The sequence below is a fragment of the Sphingobium cloacae genome (genome assembly GCF_002355855.1).
Lineage (GTDB): Bacteria > Pseudomonadota > Alphaproteobacteria > Sphingomonadales > Sphingomonadaceae > Sphingobium > Sphingobium cloacae.
On record NZ_AP017655.1, the window covers coordinates 494,093 to 511,440 of the forward strand.

At 64.2% G+C, this 17,348-nt stretch carries 14 protein-coding genes; 6 read left to right on the plus strand and 8 right to left on the minus strand.

Features of this window, described 5'->3' with window-relative positions; all coding sequences use genetic code 11:
- The first annotated feature begins 22 nt into the window (after nt 1-22).
- Together SCLO_RS02565 and SCLO_RS02570 are read left to right on the plus strand one after the other, a co-directional pair.
- On the plus strand, nt 23-880 hold the full coding sequence (locus SCLO_RS02565) for a universal stress protein (RefSeq protein ID WP_021690797.1): 858 nt from the start codon (nt 23-25) through the stop codon (nt 878-880).
- 44 nt (nt 881-924) lie between these two features.
- Nucleotides 925-2,427, plus strand: coding sequence for a phospholipase D family protein (locus SCLO_RS02570; protein WP_021246271.1), 1,503 nt, complete (start codon nt 925-927; stop codon nt 2,425-2,427).
- An 84-nt stretch (nt 2,428-2,511) separates the two neighbouring features.
- On the opposite strand, the gene SCLO_RS02575 is transcribed toward SCLO_RS02570, so the two are convergent.
- The 7 genes from SCLO_RS02575 to SCLO_RS02605 form a co-directional block, all read right to left on the minus strand.
- On the minus strand, nt 2,512-3,096 hold the full coding sequence (locus SCLO_RS02575) for a hypothetical protein (protein WP_021246272.1): 585 nt from the start codon (nt 3,094-3,096) through the stop codon (nt 2,512-2,514).
- An 81-nt stretch (nt 3,097-3,177) separates the two neighbouring features.
- Entirely contained in the window at nt 3,178-3,588 is a 411-nt protein-coding gene (locus tag SCLO_RS02580) for a DUF2147 domain-containing protein (protein ID WP_021246273.1), read from the minus strand.
- Between the two features lie 50 nt (nt 3,589-3,638).
- Complete coding sequence (locus tag SCLO_RS02585; RefSeq protein ID WP_086400778.1) at nt 3,639-4,172, minus strand: HdeD family acid-resistance protein; 534 nt, start codon at nt 4,170-4,172, stop codon at nt 3,639-3,641.
- A 179-nt stretch (nt 4,173-4,351) separates the two neighbouring features.
- A complete protein-coding gene (locus tag SCLO_RS02590; RefSeq protein ID WP_021246275.1) occupies nt 4,352-5,575 on the minus strand; it encodes a phospholipase A in 1,224 nt (407 codons plus the stop codon).
- A complete protein-coding gene (locus SCLO_RS02595; RefSeq protein WP_021246276.1) occupies nt 5,572-6,765 on the minus strand; it encodes an acetate/propionate family kinase in 1,194 nt (397 codons plus the stop codon). Before SCLO_RS02595 ends, SCLO_RS02590 begins: the two co-directional genes overlap by 4 nt.
- The gene (locus SCLO_RS02600; protein WP_021690796.1) at nt 6,762-8,183 is read right to left on the minus strand and encodes a bifunctional enoyl-CoA hydratase/phosphate acetyltransferase; all 1,422 of its coding nucleotides are present in this window, start codon (nt 8,181-8,183) and stop codon (nt 6,762-6,764) included. Before SCLO_RS02600 ends, SCLO_RS02595 begins: the two co-directional genes overlap by 4 nt.
- 3 nt (nt 8,184-8,186) lie before the next feature.
- Complete coding sequence (locus SCLO_RS02605) at nt 8,187-9,941, minus strand: PHA/PHB synthase family protein (RefSeq protein WP_021246278.1); 1,755 nt, start codon at nt 9,939-9,941, stop codon at nt 8,187-8,189.
- A 515-nt stretch (nt 9,942-10,456) separates the two neighbouring features.
- On the opposite strand from SCLO_RS02605, the gene lptB reads away from it, so the two are divergent.
- Nucleotides 10,457-11,206: an LPS export ABC transporter ATP-binding protein gene (lptB, locus tag SCLO_RS02610; protein WP_047169120.1), complete on the plus strand. Its 750-nt coding sequence runs from the start codon at nt 10,457-10,459 to the stop codon at nt 11,204-11,206.
- On the opposite strand, the gene SCLO_RS02615 is transcribed toward lptB, so the two are convergent.
- A complete protein-coding gene (locus SCLO_RS02615; protein ID WP_021690795.1) occupies nt 11,196-12,020 on the minus strand; it encodes a TetR/AcrR family transcriptional regulator in 825 nt (274 codons plus the stop codon). The two genes, lptB and SCLO_RS02615, sit on opposite strands and share 11 nt — an antisense overlap.
- A 91-nt stretch (nt 12,021-12,111) precedes the next feature.
- Here SCLO_RS02615 and SCLO_RS02620 point away from each other — a divergent pair, with 91 nt between their 5' ends.
- From SCLO_RS02620 to rbbA, 3 genes are read left to right on the plus strand one after another with little or no spacing between them, the layout of a single operon-like run.
- Entirely contained in the window at nt 12,112-13,530 is a 1,419-nt protein-coding gene (locus SCLO_RS02620; protein WP_231923326.1) for an efflux transporter outer membrane subunit, read from the plus strand.
- Nucleotides 13,527-14,600: an HlyD family secretion protein gene (locus tag SCLO_RS02625; RefSeq protein ID WP_021246282.1), complete on the plus strand. Its 1,074-nt coding sequence runs from the start codon at nt 13,527-13,529 to the stop codon at nt 14,598-14,600. The genes SCLO_RS02620 and SCLO_RS02625 overlap by 4 nt, the downstream gene beginning before the upstream one ends.
- Nucleotides 14,597-17,347 carry a ribosome-associated ATPase/putative transporter RbbA gene (gene rbbA, locus SCLO_RS02630; RefSeq protein WP_021246283.1) on the plus strand — a complete coding sequence of 917 codons (2,751 nt, stop codon included), beginning with the start codon at nt 14,597-14,599 and terminating at the stop codon, nt 17,345-17,347. The genes SCLO_RS02625 and rbbA overlap by 4 nt, the downstream gene beginning before the upstream one ends.
- Nucleotide 17,348 lies beyond the last annotated feature (1 nt).

A 17,348-nucleotide genomic window follows, 5' to 3' on the forward strand; every position in this document is an offset into this window, starting at 1 on the left:
ACTGCTGCTATGTTGCGTCGATATGACCCCGCGAACGATTCTGTTTCCAACCGATTTTAGCGGTCGCTGCGACCGAGCCCGCGACCGCGCGATACAGCTGGCGAGCGAGTGGCGCGCACATCTGGTTCTTCTCCATGTTCAGAGGGATCCCGATCCCGCAGACATGCTCGACGGACTGCAGGCTGCCGAGAGTCGCCTTCATGCCCGCTTGCGGGCGGAGGTGGCGGACCCGGATATTCCGGTCGAGACACGCCTCGCCACCGGCGCCGTCTCGCAGGCGGTGCTGGAAGCGTCAACCGCATGCGGGGCGGATCTCATCGTGACCGGCATCTCGCGCCATGACGATATCGGGGATTTCCTGATCGGCACGACCGTGGAGCGCATGATACGCCATGCTCATGCGCCGGTGCTTATCGTGAAGGAAAAGACTCAGCACCACTATCGCCGGGTCTTGGTCGCAACCGATTTCTCCGGCTGCTCGGCCCAGGCGCTTCGCACGGCCATGGCCGCATTCCCCGCTGCCGAGATCACTCTCGTTCACGCCTATCACGTGCCGCTGGAGGCACTTCGGGGCCGGGAAGGGCCGGCAGCTGCGCTGCAGGCCAGGATAGCCTATGATCTGGATGCCTTTCTGGACAGGACCGATCTGCCCGCCGACGCACGCGACAGGCTGGATATCAATGTCGACTATGGCGAGGTTTGCGAGGTTGTCCGCAATCATGTGAAGCTGAGCGAAACCGACCTGGCCGTGATCGGAACGCACGGTCGATCGGCCCTGACGGTGGCGGTGCTCGGCAGCACGGCGCGGGCGCTGCTCAGCCGTCTCGATTGCGATGTCCTGCTCGTGCGCCAGCAGCCGCAGGCGGATGCTGCCGTCTGATCCGGATCGTCATCCTTGCCTGCCTGGGCTTCGTCGCGGCGTCGATGCTCGCGACCTGGGTCTACGGCCTGTTCGCCAGTCGCGCGCAGGGGGAGCCTTCCTACGCACTGTCGATCGAACGCGGCCGGACGCCGCTCGATCAGCGTATTGGCGCCACGACGGATGCGCACCCCGGTGAGAGCGGCCTGCTTTTGCTGGACGAGAATCTCGACGCCTTCGCGGCACGTGGATTGTCGGCGCGCAAGGTCGAGCGCTCGCTCGATCTGATGTATTACATCTGGCACGACGATCTGACCGGCCGCCTTCTTCTGGCCGAGGCCCTGTCCGCGGCCGATCGCGGCGTCAGGGTGCGGATCCTGATCGACGACATCGGCACCAGCCATACATCTGATGCGATGATCGCCATGGCGCATCATCCGCATATCGAGATCCGTATCTTCAACCCGACCCGGGCGCGGCAGGGCGGCTTGCGGCGCGGCATCGAAATGATGCTGCGCGCCTTCAGCGTGACCCGGCGCATGCACAACAAGGCCTGGATCGCTGATGGCCGCGTCGCCATCCTTGGCGGGCGCAATATCGGCGACGCCTATTTCGATGCCGCGACGCAAACCAATTTCCGCGACATGGACGTGCTGGTGATGGGGCCAGCCGTCGCCCAGACGGAGAAGATCTTCGACGATTACTGGAACAGCGGCCTGGCGTTGCCGGTCGATAGGCTTTCGCCCTTGAAAGATCCTGGCGTGGCGCTGACGCGGATCGCCGCCGAATTGAGCAACGCTGCCAATGAGGCTGCCGCGCGCCCCTATCTGGAGCGCATCGCCAAACGGCTCTCGCTTCTCGATCCCGAGACCACGCGGCCCGACTGGACTCGCGCCGCCCGCGTGATCGCCGATCCGCCGCGCAAAGTGCTGGGCAAGGAGGGCAAGAACTGGCTGATGCACGACCTGCTGCCGGTCTTCGATGCGGCGCGGGAAAGGCTTGAAATCACTTCGCCCTATTTCATCCCCGGCGAGGAAGGCACGGCGGCGCTCGCCGCGATTGCGGCAAAGGGGGTTTCGGTCTCGGTCCTGACCAATTCTCTTGCGGCAACCGATGTCGCCGCGGTCCATGGCGGTTATGCGCGCTACCGTGTTCCGCTGCTCGAGGCAGGGATCAAGCTCTGGGAATTGCGGCCCGAGCATCAGGAGCGGGACTTTTCCCTGCGAGGATCGAGCCGGGCAAGCCTGCACACCAAGGCTTTCACTGCCGACGGGCATATGGGGTTCATCGGCTCGATGAACCTGGATCCTCGTTCGGCTTCCCTCAACACGGAAATGGGCGTCCTCTTCGAGTCCGAGGCCCTGGCCCGGAAGATGGCTGCCATCTGGCAGCGCGATACCGCGCCCTCCCGCAGCTATGAGGTCTGTCTGACGTCGGATGGCGACGTGGAATGGGCCGGGAGCCGGAACGGCGTGCCCGTCCGATACGACCGGGAACCGGAAGCCTCGTTCTGGCGCAGACTAACCGCACAGGCCATTGGCCTTCTGCCGCTGGAATCGCAGCTTTGACCCAAGCAGGCTTTCGGCGCCGTCTTCAATTTTGCGTGTTGCCGACGAATGGACCGTCTGCGACGGGGACCTGTTTCCTTGAGATCATGCGCTTGAGCGCGGATCGTTGTCGGAGCGCAGAAATCTGCTCCAGTCGATCTGGGCGAGCGCAGCAAGCAGGATGATCATGCCGATCTGCATCGCGATGCCCCACGGACTGGTGAGGCGCTCGGTAAAGACGTCACCCAGGCTCGATTTGCGGATCACGCCTGCTGTCGCGGCATAGATCGAATAGGAGACGAGACGCCCGACGAAAAACGCTGCTGTGAACTTCCCCAGCCTGATACCCGCAAGGCCGGCCGCTTCGAACAGTTGCGCCGAGGGAAGCGGAGAGAGAGCGAACAGTGCGAGCCCGAAAATCGCGCTTTTCGGTCGGTCCTCGACGACTTTTTTCGCTGCTTCGAGGTTGCGCTTTTGTTTCGCGGGCAAATAGTCCTTGAGAAATCGAAAGCCCCAGGCAAGCAGCAAACGTCCAAGAGCGGCCGCGAGCGCGCCAATGAACACGATCAAGGCGACAGGCAGATCGGTCGTCAGGCCATAGAGAACGATGATCGACCATGTCGGGGGACCGAACGCGGGCAACAGGTTGATACCAAGGACGATCAGGAAGAGAATCAGGCACGCGGTCATTTCGCCTTCGGCGTTATCGCATTTGCGCAGGGTCAGCGAGCCGGATGGGAGAGATGTCTTTCAGCCTGTCAATCCATGCGTCTACTTCTCGACGCGCGTCCAGATCTGCGACCGGCACCCGATGCGCCCGACGAGGCAGCCGTTCGCCTCGAGCCTGTTGCTGTCGAGTACCGTGACGCGCCCGGTGAAGGTCCGGCCGATATCGGGCACGAAAACGCGGCCGCGCCACACGCCGGGCTGCTCCTGCTCGAAATCACGAAACAGCTGTGCGCCCACCAGAGGATCCGGGCTGCCCTTGCGCGCATCGGCTTTCGCCTTGTCGTTAGCCCAGACGACGACACCGCACATCCTGTCGTCGCACGGTTGCGCGCGGATATGCACACTGTTTGCAGGGTTGCGCCAGATAGTCCCGGAAATGCTCGATGCCGGAGCATTTCCGACCGTTGCCGCCAGGATGAGCAAGACCGAAAGCGGTTTGTATCCTCCGATCATCCTGGCGTTTCCTTTGTTGTTCGGGGCAGGGCACCCTTGCCGCACTAAGTCTATAGCTTACCGATGCGGCGCAGACCCATGGCGAGGATGATGAGGAAGGTTCCTCGCAGCAGGAAGCTCAGGCCGACCGCCAATGCCAGGAAGGCAAGTCCGGTCGCGGGATCGCTGAACAGGAGGAGACCGCCCAGAACAGTGTCGAGAACGCCGAGTAGCAGGCGCCAGCCCCGGTCATGCGCAGACTGGAATGCGCCGACGATTTCGAAAACGCCGATGATGAGCAACCAGGCGCCGATCAGCGCGACGAGCGTCAAGGCCCCGGCGAAGGGATTGAAGAAAGTGATGGCGGCCGCGACGAGGCTCAGCACGCCGAGGAGGATCTCGATCCAGCGTGCGCGCCGGGAGAGCGAGGACAACCCGGCCGCGATAGCCAGTATTCCGTATATGAGGAGCGCCACGGCAAGGAAAACACCTGTCGCGAAGCCCGTCGCGATTGGGTTGAGGAGCGCAAAAACGCCGATCAGGATCACGAGCAGCCCATAAGCCAGGACCCAGCCCCAACTGGTCTCCAATGCCGGGTCGGCCATACCATAGGGGCTGGAATAGCGCCTCGATTGTGACGGCATGTGAAGGGCTCCTTCTTGGTGACTCGGAACTTTTGCTGTGAGCGTGTCGACTATTGCCAGAGTGCAACCTCAAGTCGAGCAGGAAGCGCTGATGTCGCAGGAGGCGTCGCTCAAGTGCGTGATGTGCATGAAGGCGGGTTTCAACGCACCAGTGCCACGCCCAGACGAAAACGGGTCGTATGGCGATCATAGTCGAGCAGATTCTCGCCATAGCCGATGAAGCTCTGGCCGAAGAGATAGAAGTCGGGTCCCCCACCCAATAGCCGCGAGAGCGGATAGGAAAGATCGGCGGCGAGTGCGCCTTTGCCGCTGGAGACGCTGAACCGCGTGGATGTCGTAAGGCGTAGGCCGTCATCTTTCCCGACTTCCAGGAAGAGCGAGCTATTGCCCCTGTAGCGGCGGATATCGGGATTGTCGGATTTGTCGCCGACAAGGAGGGAGAAGCGCGGAGCTACCGACAGGCGATAGCCGCCGCCCAGTGGGAAGGCGGCCATCGGCGCCACATAGAGCGTGTTGAGGCTGCGGGAATCGAGACCGGAGCGACCGTTGGATTCATGGCGAAAGCCGCCCTGTGCGCTCAGCGAGATGCCGCGTGTCAACGTAGCTGAAGGGGTCAGGTAGAAGAGTTCCGGCTGATAGTCGATGTTACGAAACGGCGAGGAATCCGCGCCAAGATCCCAGAACATGCGCTGGGTATAGGCAAAATGCAGTCCGTCGCGCCAGGAAAGTGGCAAGCCCTGGGCGCGTCTCGTTCCGAAAATCTGATATTTGAAGCTGATCTGGATGCGTGCGGCGCTGTCGGTGCTCGGACCATAGACAGCATAGATCGGTTCATAGGCCGACAGGTTGGCGAAAAAGGCGTTGCCCGCCGACCGGTCCGAGGGAGGCGGCACAGCCTTGTTTTCCAACCCCGGCGCGTTGGGAGGCCCGGATTGCGCGGAGGTGTTCGTGGCTATTTGCGCCCCTCGGTCCGCGGGCCGCAATGCCAGCGTGATCTGCCGCGTGCCCCATGCGGGAACGGAGATCGCGGCGCCTTCCAGCGACAGATTGGTCCTCCGCGCAAGCCGGTAGGTCGCGCGCGTGAAACCGCCAGGTGGAATGATCGGGTTTGGAGGCGTCGTCGCCATGCGCTCCAGCCAGACGGTGCGAGAGACGCCGCTCTGCTCCACCTGCGCTTCGATGCGGTCCGGAAGGGCCATGCCCTGCGGATCGCCGCTGTCATTGAGCAGGCGCAGATCGACCAGAACGGCGCCGGTTTCGTCCTCCTGCCCGGCATCGCTGATCAGGATTTCGACGGGCGATGCGGCATGAGCCGCGGCAGGGGTGGCAAGCGCGATGGCGGCAAGGCTTATCGCGCGCCTCATGATGGATTCTCCCCCAGCACATGCAAGGTGTGGAGCGCGATCATCCGTTCCTCGTCGGTGGGAATGACGCGCACCGCGACATGGCTGCCGGGCGTGCTGACAAGCGGGGCGCCGGCAGCGTTCGCCTGTTCGTCGAGTTCCACGCCCAGCCATGCGAGGCGTGCGCAGATACGCTGGCGCATCGCGGCGTCGTTCTCTCCGATCCCGGCGGTGAAGACGATGCCGTCCAGCCCGCCCATCGACGAGGCGAGCGCGGCCGTCTCGCGCGCGGCGCGCCAGGCGAACAGCGCCATCGCCTCTTCCGCTTCCGGCGCATCGCTGGCCGCGAGCGCCCGCATGTCGCTCGACAGGCCGGACACGCCGAGCAGGCCGGACTGCCGGTAAAGCATGTCCTCCACATCGGCCGCGCTCATGCCCATGCGGAGCTGAAAGTGCAGGATCACGCCGGGATCGATAGTGCCGCAGCGCGTGCCCATCACCAGGCCGTCGAGCGCAGTGAAGCCCATGGTCGTATCGACGCTCCTGCAGTCCCGCATGGCGCAGAGGCTGGCCCCGTTGCCCAGGTGCGCCGCGACCACGCGGCCCGCGGCCAGCGCCGGGTCGATCTCCGCGAGACGCATTGCGACATATTCATAGGACAGGCCGTGAAAGCCGTAGCGGCGGATGCCCTGATCGTGGAACTTGCGCGGGATGGCCAGGCGCGAGGCGACGTCCGGCTTGTCGTGGTGGAAGGCCGTATCGAAGCAGGCGACCTGCGGCAGGTCGGGTTTCAGCTTCGCGATCGCGCGGATCGCCGCGAGGTTGTGCGGCTGATGCAGCGGGGCGAGGGGGCACAGCGTTTCCAGCCTGTCCAGCAGGTCGGCATCGACCAGGCGGGGCGTGACGAAGTCCAGGCCGCCATGCACCACGCGATGGCCGATGGCGATCACGTCCCGCCCTTCCAGCGGATGATCTCCCGCCCAGGCGAAGAGGTCCGCCAGGAGATCCGCATGGCTGAGCGCAGCGCCGTCCGGCCAGTCCCGCTCGATGAGGATTTCTCCCGTCGCGGAGCGGGCCCGCAGGCTGGGCGCGATGCCGATCTTCTCGATCTTGCCGCCTGCCGAGAGCGTCAGCCCGTCCCGGCCATCGAGCGTGAACAGCGAGAACTTGATGCTGGACGAACCGGAGTTGATCGCGACGACGGCTTTCATGCGCTCGCCGTCCCCGGCAGGCCGGGCGCGGCCTTGGTGGCGGCGCGCGCCATCAGCACCGCGACCGCGCAGGAGGCGAGGCGGGTGCGCAGGCTGTCGGCCCGGCTGGCGAGGATGATCGGCACGCGCGCGCCCAGCACGATGCCTGCCGCGTCCGCACCGCCCAGGAAGGTGAGTTGCTTGGCCAGCATGTTGCCAGCCTCCAGGTTTGGCACGACGAGAATTTCCGCTTTGCCCGCCACCGGCGAGACGATGCCTTTCTCCTTCGCGGCGGCTTCGCTGATCGCATTGTCGAAAGCCAGGGGTCCGTCCAGCACGCCGCCCGTGATCTGACCGCGATCGGCCATCTTGCACAGGGCAGCGGCGTCGAGTGTGGATTGCATCGCGGGATTGACAGTCTCCACGGCGGAAAGGATCGCCACTTTCGGTTCCGCGATGCCGATGACATGGGCAAGGTCGATGGCGTTGCGGATGATGTCCGCCTTCTCCTCGAGTGTCGGCGCGATGTTGATCGCGGCATCCGTGATGATGAGCGGTGTCGGATGGTTCTGGACGTCCATGACATAGGCATGGCTGATCCGGCGCTCGGTTCGCAGGCCCGTGGCGGAGCGCACGATGGCGCCCATCAATTCGTCGGTATGGAGCGAGCCTTTCATCAACAGCTTCGCTTCGCCGCCGCGCACCAGGTCCACGGCCTTTGCCGCCGCTTCGTGGCTATGGGCGGCGGATACGATGCGGAAAGGCGAAATGTCCTTGCCGGCGTCTTCGGCCGCCTTGCGGATCTTCGCTTCCGGCCCGACCAGGATCGGCATGATGAGATTGGCTTCGGCGGCTTCAATCGCGGCCAGCATGGCGGCCGCGCTGCAGGGATGAGCCACCGCCGTCGGTTCCGGCACGCCATTGGCGGTCATCTCGATCAGCTTGCGGTAGCCGTCATGGTCGCGCAGGCTGACCTCCGGCAGCGCCGCACGGGGGCGGCGGACCTTCTCGGCCGGCGCCTTGACTTCGGCCTGGCCGCTGATGACTTCCTCGCCGTCCTGGTTGACGCAGCGGCAATCGAACAGGATATCATGGTGCGCGCGTTTTTCCGCCACCGTCACCGACGCCGTGATCGTGTCGCCAAGGCCTACCGGCCGCGTGAACTGCAGCGACTGGCTGAGATAGATCGCGCCGGGGCCGGGCAGTTCGGTGCCCAGCACGGCGGAGATGAGACCGCCGCCCCATAGTCCGTGCGCGATGACGCGGCGGAACATGTCGGTCGCGGCATAGTCGGCGTCCATATGCGCCGGGTTCACGTCGCCGGACACGAGCGCGAAAAGCTGGATGTCCTCTTCGGTCAGCGTGCGCGAGATACTGGCGGTATCGCCCACTTTTATCTCGTCGAAGGTGCGGTTCTCGATCATGGTTCCGTCAGTCATTGCTCAATGCTCCAGCACATAATGGCCGGGAGCATCGGCGATCGCCGCATAGCCCTTGTCCGCTGCGCCCATGGGCGGCGGCGCACCAGGTTCTCCCGAACGCGCGGCCAGCCATTCTCCCCACGCCGTCCACCATGAGCCTTGCTTTTGCTCGGCGCGGCTTGCCCATTCTTCGGGATCGTAGGAGGTGCCGTCGACCTCGCGGGTCAACACGCGGTAGCGGCGGCCCTTGTGGCCCGGTTCCGAAACGATGCCGGCATTGTGCCCGCCGCTGGTCAGGACGAAAGTGATCTCGGCCCCGGTCAGCAGGTGGATCTTGTGGACGGAATGCCATGGCGCGACATGATCGCGCTCGGTTCCGACCACGAACAGCGGTTTGCGGATGGAGGCAAGGTTGATGGTTCGCCCATCCACCCGGTATTTTCCTTCGGCCAGGTCGTCGTCGAGGAACAGGCGGCGCAGATACTGGCTGTGCATGGCATAGGGCATCCGTGTGCCGTCGGCGTTCCAGGCCATGAGGTCGTTCATCGGTTCGCGCTCGCCCATCAGGTAGGTGGCGAGCACACGCGACCAGACCAGATCGTTGGAACGCAGGATCTGGAAGGCGCCGCCCATCTGGCTGCTGTCCAGATAGCCCCGGCTCCACATCATGTTCTCCAGCAGGTTGAGCTGGCCTTCGTCGATAAACAGGCCCAATTCCCCCGGCTCGCTGAATTCCGTCTGTGCGGCCAGCAGTGTGACGCTGGCGAGCCTGTCATCTCCGTCGCGCGCCATGGCCGCGGCCGCGATCGAGAGCAGCGTGCCGCCCAGGCAATAGCCCATGGCATGGATGCCCGTCGCGCCGGTGATCGCCGTCACCGCATCGAGCGCCGCCATCGGTCCGAGGTGCCGGTAGGCGTCCATGTCGAGGTCACGGTCGGCACTGCCGGGATTGTGCCACGAAATCATGAACACGGTGAAGCCTTGCGCCGTCAGCCAGCGGACCAGCGAGTTCTCGGGCGACAGGTCGAGAATATAGTATTTCATGATCCACGCGGGCACGATCAGGATTGGCTCGGGCCGCACGGTGTCCGTGGTCGGTTCATACTGGATCAGTTCGATCAGCTTGTTGCGGTAGACGACCTTGCCTTTGGCCGTGGCGACGTTTTCGCCCACGCGAAAGGCTTCGGCGCCGACCGGCGGCAGGCCGCGCGCCATGTGCTGCATGTCCTCGACCAGGTGCCGGAAGCCGTCGACCAGGCATTGGCCACCTGTTTCCGCGATCTTGTGTTGGAGAACGGGATTGGTGGCGAGAAAGTTGGTCGGCGCGAGCATGTCCAGCATCTGCCGTGCGGCGAATTCCACCATGTCTTCATGATGTTTCGAGACACCGCCAATGCCTGTCGTCGCGGCGTGCCACCATTGCTGGTTGAGCAGGAAGGCCTGAGCGACGAGATTGAAAGGTAATTCTTTCCAGGCGGGATCGGCGAAGCGCCGGTCCTGCGGCAATGGTTCGATGGCCGGTTCGGCCTCGCTGTCTTCCATGCGGCGCTGCAGATAGTCGAAAAGCCGGGCATGCTTGCGGATGGCCTTGGCGCCAAGCTGCATTTGTTTGCCCGGCGACGTGGCGAGATGAATCCCCCAATCGGCCATGGCAAGCAGGAGCGTGGCCGGCGAAAGGCCGAAAGTCGTCTGCGCGATGGCCGCCGATGCCGTGCGGTCGAGCGTTTCGCTGATTCCGTCCAGCGGATCGTCGGAAGGCGGAGGGGACGTGGCCATGACTATATACTCCGAGTTCCGCTGGAAGGTGCCTCGTCTCTCCGACAGGATTCCACAGCAGATGTTTGGGCCGCCCCTCCCGGTTCTTCTTATGCCGAACGGTACTGCATAGGTAAGATAGAATGCAAGCCGCACGGAGCTTGGTTGCGACCGGACGGCTGTCTGACGGCCAGTCGCAACCGCGGGCGCGGGGATATTCGGCCATGGCCTGCTGGAGAAAAAGGAGCCTCAATCATTGAGCGTAAAGCCACTAGGTATAGTTCACGATGGCGATGCATTGCCTGGAGATACAGTGTACGGCGGTCGTCATCCCGGGCAATTTTGCGGGAAATTGAAGGAGAATGGATGATCCGCGAGATCGCCATGATGGCAGCGGTTGCGCTGGTGCTGGCCGGCCGGGATGGAGACGCGTACTGACCCGGCTTTTGAGGGACCTTGGCGGAAATCTCGGGCATGATGCCCAACTCGTATCGCCGGCCGCGCGTTCGGAGAGCGAGCCGCTTGCGCCCGCGTCAATCGGACCGGTCGCAGTCGAGCGCGCGCCGACGGTTCTTTCGATCGCCGGGATCGAGAAGTCCTTTGGCAAGCGGAAGGTGCTTGACGATGTCGCGCTCGAAGTGCGGGCAGGCGAAATCGTGGGGCTTCTGGGGCCAAACGGGGCCGGCAAGACGCTCTGCTTCTATGCGATTGCCGGCCTGATGAGCGTGGATGCCGGCAGGATCGAGATTGGCGGTCAGGATGTCACCGCGCTTCCCATGGATCGAAGAGCGAAGCTGGGCCTCGGCTATCTTCCCCAGGAAGGATCGATCTTCCGCGGCATGACGGCTGCGGAGAATATCGCGGCCGTGCTCGAACTGCATATCGCCGATCGCGATGTAGCTGCCGCGCGGCTCGATGAACTTCTTGCCGAGTTCAATATCGCCCACATTCGCGACGTTCCCGCACAGCGGTTGTCCGGCGGGGAACGCAGGCGCTGCGAGATCGCCAGGGCCATGGCGGCAGCGCCCTCGGTCATCCTGCTCGATGAACCGTTCGCGGGCATCGATCCCATGTCGATCGCCGACGTCAAGGCGATGGTGCGAAAGCTCAAGCGAGAAGGCGTGGCGATCCTTCTGACCGACCACAATGTGCATGAGATGCTCGAACTGGTCGAGCGGGCCTATATCATCGATCAGGGCAGGATGCTGTTCGAGGGCGGCCCAGAAGCGGTACTCGACAACCCCGAAGTCCGGCATCGCTATCTTGGCGAGGGCTTCAGGATGTGAGGCGGTTACCGCGCCCTTCGTTCAGGAACGGAATGGCCTTTGCCATGAGGTCGAGCGCTCGCTCGATATAGGCAGCCTTTGTCCGGGTGGTGTTGTGCAGATCATGGCGCTGCAGGATGCGCTGGCGCGGCACGGTGACCAGCGCGTCGAAGAGAAAAGCAGCGAGGAACGGAAGATCGCCTGCTTCCTCGCTGTTCGGTTCGCTCGCCTCGGCAAGGATCGTCTGCATCAGATCGATGCCGAACTGGGTGCCGATCGCGGGCTGTGCCCGCATCATGCCCGGATTGTGGTTTGCCAGCCAGATGATGAGCGCTTCGATGCCCACGACATCGCCTTGAAGCGACAGGTCGAGCATCCTGCGAGCGATATAGGCGATTTTTTTGCGGGTGCTTCCTCGAGGGACCGATGCCGCGATCGGATCGAGATAGCGGGCAAGGCTGTGTTCCATGGCGGCGACGAGCAGGGCGAGCTTTGAGCCGAAGCGGGAATAGAGCGTTCGCTTCGATGTCTGTGCGGCGGCGGCGATAGCTTCCATACTCGTACCCTCGACGCCGCCGGCGATGAATTGGGCAAGCGCCGTCTCGAGGATATGATGTCCAAGCCGGGCTGCGACCTCCTGTGGCGGCCTTCCTCCCCTGGGATCGCGGGCAGGCAGACGCGAGCCGGTTCCCGATGCGGCGCCGTCATCTTTCATGAATCGCTCGCGGCCCATCGCTGCTTCATTCCAGCTTTCGCGCTTGATCGGCAAGTGATACCGGGCAATATCAAAACCACTAAGTGTAGATACTAATAGTCCGGAGAGGTGCTTGCCCATAGGCGTACCGCCTGTTTGAACCAGAATGGAACCGGACTAGATGGCTCGCAGCGCTCATATTACTGGCCGTTTATGCGGGTTCCGGGCCGTCATGGCGGCGATGATCGTGCCATCTTTCCTGTCCGGCTGTTCCTTCGCGCCGCCCAATGTCCGGCCGGCCCAGCCGGTGCCGCAGGACTATCCCGCGCCAGCCGCGCTGGGCGCGTCCATCGCGCGGATCGGTTGGCATGATTTCTTCCGGGAAGAGCATCTGCGTGTGCTGATCGCGGCCGCGCTGGAGAACAACCGCGATATCCGTATCGCCGCGGCCCGCGTCGATCAGGCGCGCGCGGCCTGGCGTATCGAGGGATCGGCGCTCTATCCCGAACTCAACGCCGTCGGCACCGGCACGCGGGGTCGTTCCATCATCAGCCTGCCGGGCGCAGGCACGCAGAGCTATGACATCAAGCAGGTCACCGCGCAGGTGAGCGCGAGCTGGGAAATCGATTTCTGGGGCCGTCTGCGCAACCTGAACGACGCCGCGCGCAATCGTTATCTGGCGACGGAAGAGGCGAAGCGCGCCGTTGCCACCGGCCTGATCGCGCAGGTCGCCAATGGCTATCTGCTGGAGCGCGAATATGAGGAACGCCTCGCGCTTGCCCGGCGGACGATCGTCACGCGCGAGGACTCACTGCGGATCATGCGCCGCCGCTATGAAGTCGGGTCCGGCTCGAAGCTCGAAATGACCCAGGCGCAGTTGCTGCTGGCGCAGGCGCAGGATGCGCTGCAAGCGCTTGAGCAGGACCGCGACGTGAACCGCAACGCGCTGGCGCTGCTGGTCGGGCGGCCCGTGGAGATCGTGCCTGGGCCCCTCGGTCTTGCCGAAACCGGACCGGATATCGCCCTTCCGCCGGGTTTGCCCTCCGACCTTCTGGTCAACCGGCCTGATATCGTGGCGGCGGAATATCAATTGCGGACGGCCAACGCCGATATCGGCGCGGCGCGGGCGGCGTTCTTTCCCAATATCAGCCTGACGGGTGCCTTCGGCACGGCGAGTTCCGATCTCGACGGGCTGTTCGGCGACGGGAGCCGCGCGTGGAGCTTCACCCCGACGATCGCCCTGCCGCTGTTCAATGCGGGCCGCCTTTCCGGCAACCTCGATCTGGCGAAAGCGCGGCAGGTCGAAGCCGTGGCCAGCTATGAAAAGACCGTGCAGGGCGCGTTTCGTGATGTTTCCGACGCGCTGGTCCGGCGCCGGCAACTGGCGTTGCGGATCGACACCGCGCGCAGCTCGCTGGACGCCTTGCGCGAACGGGCTCGGCTGGCCGGGTTGCGGTTCGACAACGGGCGTTCGGCCTATTTGGAAGTGCTGGACGCGCAACGCGACCTTTTCGACACCGAACAGGCGCTGATCCAGTTGCGCCGCGCTCATCTGGCGAGCGGCATAGCCCTCTACGCGGCGCTTGGCGGGGGCTTTCCCGCCGAAGTCGTCCACGACAGCAACGATCAAGGCGGAGAACACAGGCGATGACGGCGTCCCGGAAGACATGGCTCATCAGGGGCGGCATCGCGGCGGCGCTCGTCGTTGTAGCTCTGCTCCTTTGGCAGGTGCTCAAGCCCGGCGATTTGCCCGAAGGCATCGTCGGCGGTAACGGCCGGATCGAAGCGGTTGAAATCGACGTTTCCGCCAAATCGCCCGGCCGCATCCGCGAAATCCTGGTCGACGAAGGCGCGTTCGTGCAGGCGGGGCAAGTCGTCGCCCATATGGATACGGACGTGCTGAGTGCCCAGAGGGCCGAAGCCGAAGCGCAACTGGCGCAGGCGCTGAACGGCATCCAGATCGCGACCAGCCAGGTCGCGCAGCAGCAGAGCAACCGGGCGGCGGCTCTCGCCGGCGTCCGCCAGCGTGAGGCGGAGCTGAACGCGGCGCGCAAGCGGCTGGCGCGATCGGAAACGCTGGCGCGAGAAGGTGCGACCGCCGTGCAGGAACGGGATGACGATCAGGCCCGCGTCGAAGGCGCGGCGGCGGCAGTGGAGGCCGCTCGCGCCCAACTCGCGGCCGTCGACGCGGCGATCACGACGGCGCGCAACCAGGTGATCGGCGCGCGTTCGCAGGTCGATGCCGTGCGCGCCACCATCCAGCGGATCGAGGCCGATATCCGCGACAGCGACCTCAAGGCGCCGACGGCCGGCCGCGTGCAATATCGCGTCGCCCAGCCGGGCGAAGTCGTGGGTGGCGGCGGGCGCGTGCTCAACCTGGTCAATCTGGGCGACGTCTACATGACCTTCTTCCTGCCGGAAACGGTCGCGGGCAAGGTGGCGCTGGGCAGCGATGTACGCATCGTGCTCGATGCGCTTCCGGATCGTGCGATCCCTGCGAAAGTCAGCTTCGTTGCCGATGTGGCCCAGTTCACGCCCAAGACGGTGGAGACGCAAAGCGAGCGCCAGAAACTGATGTTCCGCGTGAAGGCGCAGATCGATCGCAAGTTGCTCGATCGCTATATCACCCAGGTCAAGACCGGCCTTCCGGGCATGGCCTATGTGCGGATCGATCCGAAATCCGAATGGCCCGCGAAACTGACCGTCAACGTGCCGCAATGACGGAAGCTGTCGCCCGCGTTTCGGGCGTGAGCCTGCATTACGGCAAGGTGCTGGCGCTCGATGATGTGAATCTTGAAATCCCCGCCGGGCGCATGGTGGCGATGATCGGCCCGGACGGCGTCGGCAAGTCCAGCCTGTTTTCCCTGATCGCGGGCGCGCGAGCCATCCAGGAGGGCCGGGTCGAGGTGCTGGGCGGCGACATGGCCGAGGCCCGCCACCGCAACGCCGTGTGTCCGCGCATCGCCTATATGCCGCAGGGGCTGGGCAAGAACCTCTATCCTACGCTCTCCATCGACGAAAATCTCGAATTCTTCGGGCGGTTGTTCGGGCAGGACGCGGCCGAACGCGAGCGCCGCATTGCCGACCTCACCGAAAGCACGGGCCTCGCGCCGTTCCGCAAGCGCCCGGCGGGCAAGCTTTCGGGCGGCATGAAGCAGAAGCTCGGCTTGTGCTGCGCGCTCATCCACGATCCCGATTTCCTGCTGCTGGATGAGCCGACAACCGGCGTCGATCCCATGTCGCGCGCGCAATTCTGGGATCTGATCGACCGCATCCGCGCGAACCGCCCGCACATGAGCGTGCTGGTCGCCACGGCCTATATGGAAGAGGCCGAACGCTTCGACTGGCTAATCGCGATGGACGCGGGAAAGGTGCTGGCCACCGGCACCGCAGCCGACTTCTATGCACGCACCGGCGAACAGTCGCTGGAACAGGCGTTTATCTCGATGCTTCCCGAGGAGCGCCGCCGCGGGCACAAGCCGGTGGAGATTCCGCCGCGCAGCGACGGCGGCGAGGCCGAGATCGCCATCGAGGCGCAGGGGCTCACCATGCGTTTCGGTGATTTCACGGCAGTCGATCATGTCGATTTTCGCATCGAGCGCGGCGAGATCTTTGGATTCCTCGGCTCCAACGGCTGCGGCAAGTCGACCACCATGAAGATGCTGACCGGCCTGCTGAAAGCCAGCGAAGGCCAGGCCTGGCTGTTCGGCCGCGAGGTCGAGAATGACGACATGGCGACGCGCCGGCGCGTTGGCTATATGAGCCAGGCCTTCTCGCTCTACTCGGAACTGACGGTCCGGCAGAACCTCGAGCTGCATGCCCAGCTCTTCCATGTTCCCGCCGGGGAAGTGCCGGCCCGCGTGAGGGAAATGGCGCAGCGGTTCGGCCTGGATGGCATCATGGATGCGTTGCCCGGCGCCTTGCCGCTGGGCCAGCGCCAGCGGCTCAGCCTAGCCGTCGCCATGATCCACAAGCCGGAAATGCTGATCCTGGATGAACCGACGTCCGGCGTCGATCCGATCGCGCGGGACCAGTTCTGGCAGATGATGATCGACCTGTCCCGGCGCGACAAGGTGACGATCTTCATTTCCACGCACTTCATGAACGAAGCGGAGCGGTGCGACCGCATATCGCTGATGCATGCGGGCAAGGTGCTGGTCAGCGACACCCCCGCCGCCATTGTCGAGAACCGCGGCGCGGCGGACCTGGAAGAAGCGTTCATCGCCTATCTTCAGGATGCGAGCGGCGAGACGCCGACAGAAAAGAGGGACGATCCGGTTCCTGCGGGCGCGCCTGCCGCGGCCGATCAGGACATTTCGGCTGCACCGGCCCGCTCCCCATGGTTCATGCGGCGCCGGATGATGAGCTATGCCCGGCGCGAAGGGCTGGAATTGCGCCGCGATCCCATCCGCGCCACCCTGGCCCTGCTGGGCAGCGTCATCCTGATGTTCATCATGGGCTATGGCATCAGCATGGACGTGGAGGACTTGCCGTTCGCCGTGCTGGACCGCGACGGCACGACCACCAGCGAGAACTACGTCCTCAACCTGGCCGGATCGCGCTATTTCATCGAACGGCCGCCGATCACCGACTATAGCCAGTTGGACCGGCGGATGCGCTCGGGCGAACTGAGCGTGGCCCTGGAGATTCCGCCCAATTTCGCGCGCGACCTGCGCCGGGGCGTGCCGGTGCAGATCGGTGTATGGGTCGATGGCGCCATGCCGCAGCGGGCCGAGACCGTGCAAGGCTATGTCCAGGCCCTGCATGCCCACTGGCTCAGTGAAATGGCCGTGCAGGAAACAGGTGCGCGGCCATCGATGGGTCTCGTCAATATCGAGCTGCGCTATCGTTACAATCCGGACGTGAAAAGCCTTGTAGCCATCGCGCCGGCCGTGATTCCGATGATGCTGCTCTTGTTCCCGGCGATGCTGACGGCTTTGAGCGTGGTGCGGGAAAAGGAGCTGGGTTCCATCGTCAATTTCTACGTGACGCCGATCAGCAAGGTGGAATTCCTGCTGGGCAAGCAGCTTCCCTATGTCGCGCTCGCCATGCTGAACTATGTCTTGCTGGTGTTCCTCGCCGTCACGATGTTCGGTGTGCCGTTGACGGGCAGTTTCCTCGCGATGACGCTGGGCGCTCTCTTCTATACGCTGTCGGCGACGGCCATCGGCCTGCTGTTCTCCATCTTCATGCGCAGCCAGATTGCCGCGATGTTCGCCACCGCCATCGGCACGATCCTGCCCGCCGTGCAGTTTTCCGGCCTGATCAACCCGGTGTCCTCGCTCGAGGGGGCGGGCGCGGTGATCGGATCGATATATCCCGCGACCTGGTTCGTCACCATCTGCCGCGGCGTCTTTTCCAAGGGGCTGGGCTTCGCCGACCTCTGGCCTGACCTTCTCGTGCTGTTCGCGACGTTTCCCGTCATCCTGGCGCTGTGTGTCGCGTTGCTGCGTAAGCAGGAGAGCTGAT

Excerpts from the sequence above, each read along its gene's own strand:
- SCLO_RS02605 (WP_021246278.1), bottom strand. The coding sequence starts at position 9,941 with ATGGCCACGTCCCCTCCGCCTTCCGACGATCCGCTGGACGGAATCAGC.
- SCLO_RS02595 (WP_021246276.1), bottom strand. The coding sequence starts at position 6,765 with ATGAAAGCCGTCGTCGCGATCAACTCCGGTTCGTCCAGCATCAAGTTC.
- SCLO_RS02570 (WP_021246271.1), top strand. The coding sequence starts at position 925 with ATGCTCGCGACCTGGGTCTACGGCCTGTTCGCCAGTCGCGCGCAGGGG.
- SCLO_RS02625 (WP_021246282.1), top strand. The coding sequence starts at position 13,527 with ATGACGGCGTCCCGGAAGACATGGCTCATCAGGGGCGGCATCGCGGCG.
- SCLO_RS02620 (WP_231923326.1), top strand. The coding sequence starts at position 12,112 with ATGGCGGCGATGATCGTGCCATCTTTCCTGTCCGGCTGTTCCTTCGCG.
- rbbA (WP_021246283.1), top strand. The coding sequence starts at position 14,597 with ATGACGGAAGCTGTCGCCCGCGTTTCGGGCGTGAGCCTGCATTACGGC.
- SCLO_RS02615 (WP_021690795.1), bottom strand. The coding sequence starts at position 12,020 with ATGGGCAAGCACCTCTCCGGACTATTAGTATCTACACTTAGTGGTTTT.
- SCLO_RS02565 (WP_021690797.1), top strand. The coding sequence starts at position 23 with ATGACCCCGCGAACGATTCTGTTTCCAACCGATTTTAGCGGTCGCTGC.
- SCLO_RS02585 (WP_086400778.1), bottom strand. The coding sequence starts at position 4,172 with ATGGCCGACCCGGCATTGGAGACCAGTTGGGGCTGGGTCCTGGCTTAT.
- SCLO_RS02590 (WP_021246275.1), bottom strand. The coding sequence starts at position 5,575 with ATGAGGCGCGCGATAAGCCTTGCCGCCATCGCGCTTGCCACCCCTGCC.
- SCLO_RS02580 (WP_021246273.1), bottom strand. The coding sequence starts at position 3,588 with ATGATCGGAGGATACAAACCGCTTTCGGTCTTGCTCATCCTGGCGGCA.
- SCLO_RS02575 (WP_021246272.1), bottom strand. The coding sequence starts at position 3,096 with ATGACCGCGTGCCTGATTCTCTTCCTGATCGTCCTTGGTATCAACCTG.
- SCLO_RS02600 (WP_021690796.1), bottom strand. The coding sequence starts at position 8,183 with ATGACTGACGGAACCATGATCGAGAACCGCACCTTCGACGAGATAAAA.